The organism is Pseudochrobactrum kiredjianiae, assembly GCF_030362795.1.
Lineage (GTDB): Bacteria > Pseudomonadota > Alphaproteobacteria > Rhizobiales > Rhizobiaceae > Pseudochrobactrum > Pseudochrobactrum kiredjianiae.
In genome coordinates, this window is the sequence record NZ_JAUCBM010000022.1 from 25,106 (window position 1) to 35,511 (window position 10,406).

8 protein-coding genes are annotated in these 10,406 nt (G+C 48.8%); 6 read left to right on the forward strand and 2 right to left on the reverse strand.

Features of this window, described 5'->3' with window-relative positions; all coding sequences use genetic code 11:
- Positions 1–20: 20 nt before the first annotated feature.
- Complete coding sequence (locus QUF18_RS19225) at positions 21–1,052, reverse strand: helix-turn-helix domain-containing protein (protein ID WP_289388870.1); 1,032 nt, start codon at positions 1,050–1,052, stop codon at positions 21–23.
- A 254-nt stretch (positions 1,053–1,306) separates the two neighbouring features.
- Here QUF18_RS19225 and QUF18_RS19230 point away from each other — a divergent pair, with 254 nt between their 5' ends.
- The 5 genes from QUF18_RS19230 to QUF18_RS19250 are packed head-to-tail and all read left to right on the forward strand — an operon-like array spanning position 1,307 to position 7,695.
- Entirely contained in the window at positions 1,307–3,535 is a 2,229-nt protein-coding gene (locus QUF18_RS19230) for a TonB-dependent siderophore receptor (protein ID WP_289388871.1), read from the forward strand.
- A complete protein-coding gene (locus QUF18_RS19235) occupies positions 3,535–4,716 on the forward strand; it encodes an ABC transporter substrate-binding protein (protein ID WP_289388873.1) in 1,182 nt (393 codons plus the stop codon). The genes QUF18_RS19230 and QUF18_RS19235 overlap by 1 nt, the downstream gene beginning before the upstream one ends.
- Entirely contained in the window at positions 4,716–5,786 is a 1,071-nt protein-coding gene (locus QUF18_RS19240; RefSeq protein WP_289388874.1) for a FecCD family ABC transporter permease, read from the forward strand. Before QUF18_RS19235 ends, QUF18_RS19240 begins: the two co-directional genes overlap by 1 nt.
- Positions 5,783–6,625 (forward strand): ABC transporter ATP-binding protein, encoded by an 843-nt coding sequence (locus tag QUF18_RS19245; RefSeq protein ID WP_289388876.1) that lies wholly within the window; start codon positions 5,783–5,785, stop codon positions 6,623–6,625. Before QUF18_RS19240 ends, QUF18_RS19245 begins: the two co-directional genes overlap by 4 nt.
- Complete coding sequence (locus QUF18_RS19250) at positions 6,622–7,695, forward strand: siderophore-interacting protein (RefSeq protein WP_289388877.1); 1,074 nt, start codon at positions 6,622–6,624, stop codon at positions 7,693–7,695. Before QUF18_RS19245 ends, QUF18_RS19250 begins: the two co-directional genes overlap by 4 nt.
- A gap of 33 nt (positions 7,696–7,728) precedes the next feature.
- Here QUF18_RS19250 and QUF18_RS19255 read toward each other — a convergent pair whose 3' ends face one another.
- On the reverse strand, positions 7,729–9,459 hold the full coding sequence (locus tag QUF18_RS19255; protein ID WP_289388878.1) for an acetoacetate--CoA ligase: 1,731 nt from the start codon (positions 9,457–9,459) through the stop codon (positions 7,729–7,731).
- Between QUF18_RS19255 and QUF18_RS19260 the strand changes: the two genes are divergently transcribed.
- Positions 9,362–10,406 (forward strand): IS3 family transposase gene (locus QUF18_RS19260; RefSeq protein WP_289388842.1). Its coding sequence is split into 2 segments (ribosomal slippage), with 1,046 coding nucleotides annotated over them: positions 9,362–9,623 and positions 9,623–10,406; the frame shifts between segments, so codons are not numbered across the junction. This gene is flagged as partial in the annotation. The two genes, QUF18_RS19255 and QUF18_RS19260, sit on opposite strands and share 98 nt — an antisense overlap.

The following is a 10,406-nucleotide window of genomic DNA, read 5'->3' on the forward strand; positions in this document are numbered from 1 at the left end:
TGGAGAGCTGTTTTTATGTATTAATGGTTTTGCTTATTAAAGTACTGCCTGTTACACGCGTCGCGCGGTGTGATGCCAAACTGCCTGCGGAAGGCAGTGGCGAAATTGGCAGGGTTCGTATAACCGGCAATTATACAAGCTTCTTGTATGCCAGCCTCACCGGACTTCAGCATGGAAAAAGCGCGTTCAAGGCGTAAACCGCGCACATATTCGAAAACACTGTGACCTTCAGTTATGCGAAACAGACGCTGTAATCCGCTTGCACTCATGCCTGCTTCACGGGCAATGCGCTCCACACTCAGCGGTTCTGTAAGATGCGATTCTATCAGGTCTTTGGCTCTTTGCAGCCGTAGCGTGTCATAGCGGCTGGGTATTGTGCTGTTTGCAATATTTTGTCCGGCCTGCATAACTGCGCTGATCGTTTCGGTTACAATCTCGACTGCGCGACCTTCCAGATACAGATTACGCAGTTCTGGCCGGAGAGAGGACGGGGCGAGTATTTGTTTGATCAGTTCGATCATGCGTGGTGTCAGAACCCAGCGATGATCGGTCAGATTATCTTTAAACAGACGTTTAGCGCTTTGCTGATTGCTCAGATCTTCCATAGCATCAAGATGCAGCCATTCCGGCGTGGCGGATACAACCAGATGGCAGAGATGCTGATGCCCTTGTGATGCTCTGCGGAAGCTTTCATCACTGGTACACATGATTGCAGCGCCGGTAATTGCGCTTTTTTTGTCGCTGCGAAAGCCGAATTTTCGGTCACCGATGCTCAGGTCAATCTGGCCGTCGAGAAAGAAAATGCAGGACAAGCCCTCATGGATCAGTGAAGTTGCGGTGAAAGCCCGTTCTTCTGTAACATCGCTGACATGAAGCGTTAAACCGCTGCGTAATTCCTGATGCAGAAAGGAGCCTTTCAGCAGCGTGTCGTCCATGCCAAGATCATCCTCAGGACTATCGAGGACAACATGCTCGTTACGCAGAAAGTCTTTAACGCGCAGATGTTTATCTGCCGAAACGCTGGCGGATATATGGCCTGAAGAGGATCTCACCTGCGAAGCCTTTCCAGTTTTTAAGCGGTCATCTGATTATGGCCGTTTTAGCTGAATGAATTATCGGGTCTTTATGCTTACAAAGTTGAAACTTTGACAGTTTCACAAAAATTTAGCGGATTGCAAAGGTTTCTGATTGTTCTGCAAAGGCCAGCAGATTGTCAGACATGCTCTGGTGTCATAGATAATTAAATTAATATGACACATAAAGTCAAGTTTTGAAGAGTCATCACTTGACTGGCTTGGGGGCATTCGTGAGTAATCAGACATTTTCAAAAATGAGTTCATTGGTGAAACTCAACAAGGCGCGATCCGTATTGTTGGCTTCAACCATGCTCTGTGGTCTGAGTGCTGCTCCGGCCTTTGCGCAGGAAAACATCAAACTCAAGACGATTACAATTGAGGGTGAAGGCACCGGCGAGGCCGCTGACAGTATTGTTGCAAAGCGCAGTGTTGCAGCTGCCAAAACCGATACGCCGCTTCTTGAAACGCCTCAGGTCGTCAATGTTGTGACCCGCAAGCAAATGGATGTGCAGGGCGCAAATACAGTCGCGGAAGCTCTGCGTTATACACCGGGCGTCATGTCTGATCCGAATGGCTATGATGTGCGTTATGACTGGTTGTATATTCGCGGCTTCAACTCCTATGGAACGATGTGGCTCGACGGACTGGCCATTGCCGGTGATCCGAGCAATTATTCCACGCCAAGCATAAATCCTTATTCACTTGAGCGGATTGAGGTCATTAAGGGGCCAGCTTCTGTGCTTTACGGACGCACTGTGCCGGGCGGTCTTGTCAATCAGATCAGTAAACGACCTGAAACTACTCCACATCGGGAAATCAATATCGGCACCTCTGCTTTCGGCGGTATTCAAAGCTCTTTTGATTTTACAGGCCCTGTCACGCAAGATGGTGAGTGGAGCTATCGCCTGCTAGGGCAGGGGCGGAATATGCATACGCAGATTGATCATGAGCGTGACAAGCAGTTTATGATTGCGCCGAGCCTGACATGGGCGCCGACCAAAGATACGTCGCTGACAATGTACGGTTATTATCAGCGCGATCGGCCAGTGTTTAATCCGCGTTTTTATCCTGCAATAGGCACTTTGCTGCCTAATCCTGCCGGACAGATTCCGCGTGAGGTTTTTCTCGGCGACCCGAATTGGGGTGGTTTCAACCGCGATTATTACCATCTGGGCTATGAGTTCGAACATGAATTCAATGAGAACTGGACCATTCGCCAGAATATGCGTTACGGCCGATCCAGTCAGGATATGAACCTCCTGCTGGTCAATCCGGCTTTTGCTTATTTCGGTGCCCCTTCCTCTCATCTTGAGAGGGTAACGGCAGTATCGGATGACTGGACGTCAACTTTTGCCGTTGATACGCAGGCCGAGACCAAATTTGAGACCGGTACACTGGATCATACTGTGCTGTTTGGTGTGGATTATGTGCGCGGTGTTTCATCCACAAATTTCGGTAATTCGGACAGAAGCGTTACAGTGCCGGGGATTGATTATAATAATCCGGTTTACGGGCTTAAATATCCGCTGGCTGCTGTGACAACATCAGGATTACAGAAGCAAAACCAGATTGGTCTCTATGTACAGGATCAAATCCGTTATGACCGCTGGGTCGGAACATTTGGTTTGCGTTACGACAGGTCTGATATTGATACGACAAACCGCATGAAACCGGATAGTCCGGTCGTCTCTACCAATGATAATGCAGTTTCCGGACGGGCAGGGCTGACCTATCTGTTTGATAATGGTTTGGCTCCATATATCAGCTATTCCACTTCATTCCTGCCTCTGATGGGTACTGACTATAAAAACGATCCGTATGAAGCGCAGACTGCCCGTCAGATTGAACTTGGCGTAAAATATGAACCTGCAGGTGGTCGCGGGATGGTGTCATTATCCTTGTTTCAGCTGACACAGGATAATGTGCTGACCCCTTATTCAAAAGATCCCAATCCGGTCAGACCTACATTGTTCGAACAGGATGGTAAGCAACGGGTACGCGGCATTGAAATCGACGGTAAATATGAGCTGACGCCGGAAATCAGCATAATGGCTGCTTATGCTTATTCGAATTCCAAGGTGCTGAGTTCTAATAATCCAGATGCTCTGGGACGTGAGATGCTGCGTCTGCCGGAACATCAGGGAAGTGTCTGGGTTCATTACACACCTTATGCCGTGCAGGGCTTGTCTCTTAGTGCAGGTATGCGTGCGCAATCATCTTATCAGACAGACAGCACTTATTTTGATGAGTTGCGAATTCCGTCCCGCACACTGGTTGATATCGGAATGGAATATGATTTCGGTGCTTTGAAAAATGAATTCGAAGGCACGAAACTGCGTGTTAACGTGACCAATCTGTTTGATAAAGAATATGTTTCTCATTGTCTGAATAAAACCGGCGGTAGCTGTAATTATGGTGCAGGGCGCGCCATCACCGCAAATTTGAAATATGAGTGGTAATGGTTTTACAGGTTTTTAATCGCAAAAAGGGCGCCGCTTTACCGGCGGCCTTGCTGTATTCTCTTGCCGTATTCTGGGGGCTTGCCCTTTTTGTAGCTGGCATAGCAAAAGCTGAGATTTTGCTTGAGGATGCCGCAGGCCGCAAGGTGCGGTTGGAGGCGCCTGCCAGCCGTATTGTCACCAATGAAAGCCTGTTATTGCTGTCACTCGCTCTCCTCGATCCGGAGCCGGTGGCGCGGCTTGCCGGATGGGCTGCCCCGCAGCGTTTTGACAAAGGTATGTATCAGGACTTTAAACAACGTTTTCCTCAGATTGATACCATTCCGGTGGTTGGCGGTGTCATGCCCGCCAATAGTTCTGTTGAAGCACTGCTAAGTGTGCAGCCGGATTTATTTTTGATTAGTCTTTGGCAGCCGGGCTGGGAAAATATTGCGGAACGCATTGAGGCGGCAGGCGTGCCAGTGATCTATCTCGATGGGCCCGAAAATGCCGCGCGCGGCCCCGCTGACGCTACCGCGTTTTCGATGACACTGCTTGGAAAAGCGATTGGCCGTGATGAGCAGGCAAGTAGTTTCGCGGATTTTGTCAAAGTCCGTTATGCTTTTGTCGCAGAGCGGCTGAAAAATATCAGTACTAAACAGGAAAATACGCCGAAAGTGCTGATTGATGCCCATGCCGTTGATGTCTGCTGTGCCTCTCCCGGATTGGATAATCGTATCACGCAATATCTGACACTTGCAGGCGGTAATAATATCGGCTCGGATGTGATTGCGGGTTATGACGGCCAGCTCAGCCCTGAATATGTGCTGAGCATTGATCCTGACGTGTATATTGCAACCGGTGGTCCGCATCTTGCAGGGCAGGGCGGACTGGTTATCGGCGGCGATATGGACAAGCAGGCTGCCCGTGCCTCTTTGCGTGCTGTTACTCAGCGCAGTATTCGCGGTGACCTAACGTCTATACGTGACGGGCGTGCTTTTGCGGTTTCACATCAGTTTTCTAACTCTGCGCTCAGTGTGCTGGTTTTTGAGTGTTTTGCAAAATGGATCCATCCGGCCTTATTCGAAGATCTTGAGCCAGCAGATACGTTGGCCGAAATCAACCGTCGTTTTATGGCGGTTCCGATAACCGGTACATTCTGGGTTAGTTTGAATGAAACACAGAAGACAGCCACACCGTGATGAATAAATCTGAACAGGGGTCTGTGAAATTACCGGATGCTTTGAATCAGTATCACCGCGCAAGGCAGCGACGCATTCTGCTAATTTCAGCCATTGTGCTGGCCGGTATTTTTGCTTTTTTTATTGATTTAATGGTGGGACCTGCGGGACTTGGTTTTCAAGAAACACTGAATGCGTTTCTCGGCACCGGTGATGTTTCCCGTCGTACAGAGGTTATTATCTGGCAAGTGCGTGTGCCTACCTCTTTGATGGCAGTTCTGGTGGGCGCGGCTCTGGCATTGGCCGGTACTGAGATGCAGACTTTGTTATCCAATCCGCTGGCAGAGCCATTTACACTCGGCATTTCATCCTGTGCGGCACTGGGCGCGGCAGTGGCTATTGTTCTGGGCGTGTCGCTGCCGTTTGTTCCGGTCAGCTGGACAATTTCTGCCAACGCTTTTCTGTTTGCCGCCTTGTCGCTGGTTGCAGTCAACCTGCTGGCTGGATTGCGCGGCGTGAACCGTCAGGTACTGATCCTGTTTGGTATCGCACTGGGCTTTACGGCAGGGGCGCTGCTTTCCTTGTTGCAATTTATAGCGTCTGCGGATGCGCTGCAGCAGTTGGTTTTCTGGAGTATGGGCAGTCTCGCGCGCGCAGATAAAAATAATGTGCTGATTTTGGCTGTTGTCGTTATGCTCTGTGTGCCGTTTTCTTTTGCGGCCTCATGGCGCTTTACGATATTGCATTTGGGTGAGGAACGGGCAAAAAGCCTCGGGGTAAACCTTAAACGTCTGCGGCTGATGTCATTGTTGCGGATCAGCCTGCTTTCGGCAACTGCCGTGGCTTTTGTCGGCATTGTCGGTTTTGTCGGGCTTGTTGGTCCGCATATCGCACGAATGCTGGTGGGGGACGATCACCGCTATCTCTTGCCTGCAAGTATGAGTGTGGGCGCGGTTGTTATGTTGCTGGCCTCGGTTACATCCAAAATGCTTGTACCGGGCACATTGCTACCGATCGGTATTGTAACGGCACTTGTAGGGTTGCCGGTATTTTTTATGCTGATCCTGCGACAAAGCGGGGCTGGCCGATGAAGCCGCAATCATCTCCCGTTCTGACAATCCGTAATTTAAACGCAGGCTATAGCAACAGCCTTGTCATCAAAGATTTTACTCTGCCGCGTGTGCAGTCGGGTGTTGTGGCGCTGGTCGGGCCGAATGGCGCGGGGAAGTCCACATTATTACGCGCATTGGCACACCTGATTTCCGCTCGTGGGGATGTCAAGCTGGATGGTGTCGATGTATTGCGTATGAAATCGGCTTTACGTGCAGCAACAATCGGGTTTATGCCGCAGAGTCTGCCGGAAAATGTGTCACTGAGCGTGCTTGAAACCGTTATCGCTACTCTGAAGGTCGGCGGCATGGACAGTACAAGGCATATTGAAGAACAGGCATATGATGTTCTGCTGCAACTTGGCGCAGCGGATCTGGCATCACAGCCGCTGAACAGGTTATCCGGCGGACAGCGGCAGGTGGTGAGCCTTGCACAGTCTATTGCCAGTCAGCCGGCCTTGCTGCTGCTGGATGAGCCGACGAGCGCTTTGGATTTGGCACGTCAGTTTTTGATTATGAAGCATGTCCAAGATTATGCCCGTAAAGGCCGGATCGTTGTGGTTGTGATGCATGATCTGGCACTGGCGGCACAATGGGCAGATCAGATTGTCGTGTTGGCACAAGGCGGTTTGTACAGCTCCGGTAAGCCTGAAAATATTATCACGCCGCAGATGCTGGCTGACGTTTATCATATTGAGGCACGGGTTGAACGCTGCACGCAGGGGCAACTGCGCATCATGGTGGATGGTATTGCACCGGCAATATCTTCTCAGAGCAATCCTGACGTTCCAGACAATCATAAAAATAACAGGAGGGGATGATGAAGGAATTTATCGCACAGACCCGATTTGAGCTATTGGATGCCGAGCATGTTTTGACGCTGGTTTGCGCACATATGATTGAGCATGATGCGGAAGTGGAAATGCGCGGTGAAACACGGATTTTGCGATTTCTGGACACGCAGGCAGATTTGACCTGTGAGGGAAATGAAGTGCTGATTGATGTCAGGTCAAAAACTATTGAGGGTATATATTTTACCCGTATGGCGCTGACATCGCATATTCTTGAATTTTCAGAACATAAAATTCCGTTATTTGAATGGACTGGCGATGGTGAGACAATTGTTCGCCCGCCGAATTTTCAGATCTTAGAGGTCGTGGGATGCCGGAATATAACCCCGCATATGCGCCGCATTGCATTTAAAACGGAAAATATTGCACGTTTCACGTCGATGGACGCGCTGCATCTCAATATTTTGGTTCAACATCCAGACCGGACAGAGCCGCAATGGCCTACAGTCGGTTCTAACGGACTTGTACACTGGGAAGAGCCACAGACACGGCCGGTCTTTCGTAAATATACGGTGCGCTCGCTCGACATCCATACGGGCATTATGGAAATTGATTTTGTCCTCCATGATGATGCAGGGCCGGGCTCCGCTCTGGCTGAGGAGATCAAGGTCGGGGATCAGGTCGGCGTGATGGGGCCGGGAGGTGGTGGTCTTGCTGAAGCTGACTGGTATCTTTTTGCAGGTGATGAAACCGCTTTGCCTGCTATCGGAAGAATGCTGGAACATTTACCGGAAACAGCGCGCGGTATTGCTGTGATTGAAGTGGCGGATCAGCATGAAATACAACCGCTGACAACCTACTCATCCGTTGAAATACGCTGGCTGCTGCGTGACGGACAAGCTGCAGGCACCACTTCTAAGCTTGGTAATGCGGTTCGCAACATTGCCTTGCCGGATGATGGTTTGGCTATTTATGTCTGGGCAGGATGCGAGTATGAAACCTTCCGCACAATCCGTAGCTACTTACGCACAGAATGCGGGCTTAAAAAACATGAACATCTGGTTGTTTCATACTGGCGAAGGGGTGAAGGGGCTGAGTAAATTTTGCTCGATGGTTATCCGGGTTTCAATGCTTTAATCTTGAAGCTCGGGTAGGTTTTTATAAAGCTCAAGAGCGTCCGGATTGGCGAGCGCTTCTTTATTGTTAATGATCCGGCCATGAACAATATCGCGGACTGCGAGTTCAGAAATTTTACCAGATTTCGTTCGCGGAATATCATGAACCGCGATGATTTTTGCCGGAACATGGCGTGGAGAAGCACCTGATCGTATATGTTGTTTGATCCGCTCGCGCATATTATCCGTGAGAGTAAGCCCTGCTTTTAACCTTACAAAAAGTATAATGCGCACATCACCTGCAAAATCTTGACCAATGCAAATTGCCTCAATGATTTCTGGTAATTGCTCAACTTGATTGTAAATTTCAGCGGTTCCTATCCGTACACCACCCGGATTGAGTGTTGCATCGGAGCGACCGTGAATAATGATGCCGTCATGATCTGTTCGTTCGGCGAAATCACCATGGCACCAGATATTTTCAAAGCGTTCAAAATAAGCTGCCGAATATTTTCGATTTCCCGGGTCATTCCAAAAGCCTATTGGTTGGCAGGGAAACGGTTTTGTACATACCAACTCTCCTTTGCCGCTTTTCAACGACATGCCTTTATCGTCCCACACATCAACTGCCATGCCGAGGCCTGCCCCCTGAATTTCGCCGCTCCAGACCGGCAGAGTTGGAACGCCGAGAACGAAACAAGAGACAATATCGGTGCCGCCAGATATGGATGCGAGATGAATATCCTGTTTAATTGACTGATACACATATGCAAACCCCTCCGGTGATAGCGGGGATCCGGTTGAAAACAATGCACGTAAGGCAGATAAATCATGACTGTTTGTGGGATGCAGACCAGCTTTGCGTAAGGCATCAATATATTTTGCAGAGGTGCCAAAATGGGTCATTTTCTCGGCTTGGGCATAATCAAATAATATATTGCCATCGGGATAAAACGGTGAACCGTCATAGAGTAATAAGGTCGCTCCCGAAGCAAGTCCTGAAACAAGCCAGTTCCACATCATCCAGCCACAAGTGCTGAAGTAAAACAGCCGGTCTCCTTGTTTAATATTCGCATGTAGCCGGTGCTCTTTTACATGTTGTAACAAGGTTCCACCTGCGGAGTGGATAATACATTTAGGTATGCCGGTAGTGCCGGATGAGTATAAAATGCACAGTGGATGCGCAAATGGTAGTTGAATAAATATGAGATCCGCTGGCTTAAATGCTGCAATTGACCTTTCAAAAGGAGTGCAATGCGCCCTTGTGACAGCCTGTAGTTTTTCAGACAGGCTTTCAGCACTCCCCAGATAGTCAACGATCAAAACAGATTGGACAGATGGTAGCTGTTGAACGATCTGTTGAAGTTTTTCATCAAGCTTTTGTTTTTTACCATTATACCAATATGCATCACAGCTTAGGAAAAGTTTCGGTTCAATTTGACCAAAACGATCTAATACACCTTGCGGACCAAAGTCCGGTGAACAAGATGACCAGACCGCACCAATTGAAGTACATGCCAGCATAGCAACAATCGTTTGTGGCATATTCGGTAGCATGGCCGCCACGCGGTCACCTGGTTGGGTAATCCCCCCTTTAATTAAAGGTGTTTGAAAGTGGAATTTTCTCTGTTTAATAAACGAGGAGATTTTTATGAAAACGACTAGATTTACCGATCCACAAATCCTTGCAATCTTACGCCAAGCTGAGGGTGGTGTGTCTGTTCCTGAGCTTTGCCGCGAACACGGCATGAGCAATTCAGCATTTTATAAATGGCGCTCGAAATATGGCGGCATGGATGCCTCGATGGTCAGCCAGATGAAATCTATCGAGGATGAAAACCGTCGGCTAAAGAGAATGTTTGCTGACCTGAGCATGCAAAATGACTTACTGAAAGAAGCTCTTGGAAAAAAGTAACGGGGCGCTCGGAGCGTCGAGATATGGCCGTGATAGCTGCGAAACGGCCTGATGTCAGTATTGCGTGTGCATGCCGAGCTTTTGAAGTAAGCGAGACCTGTTATCGCTATAGCCCTCTTCTTCGTCATGAGAATGAAGAAATTGCAGATCTTCTGATTGGACTAACGGCAGCTAAAAAGACATGGGGTTTTGGATTGTGCTTTCTTTATCTTCGTAATGTCAAAGGCTATGGCTGGAACCACAAGAGGGTTTATCGTATTTATTGTGAGTTGGAGCTGAACCTTCGAATTAAGCCCCGAAAACGCCTTAAAAGGGATAAACCTGATGCTCTGGTAGTTCCAACAAAACCTAATTTGGTCTGGTCGATGGATTTCATGGCAGATCAGTTGGCAGACGGCCGGTCATTCCGGCTATTGAATGTACTGGATGATTTTAACCGTGAAGGCTTAGGCATTGAGGTGGATTTCTCTTTGCCAACAGAACGGGTTATTCGAAGTTTGAACCAGATCATCGAATGGCGCGGCAAGCCAGAGACTATACGCGTTGATAATGGCCCGGAATATATCAGTGGTAAACTTCTGGGGTGGGCTGAAAAACACTCTATTACCATCTTGTATATTCAACCAGGACAGCCTCAGCAAAATGCCTATATTGAACGCTATAACCGGACTGTCAGGCACGAATGGCTAGACCAATATATCATTGAGACAATTGAAGAAGCGCAAGCCTTCGCGACAGATTGGTTATGGACTTACAACAATGAACGTCCCAATATGGGCAT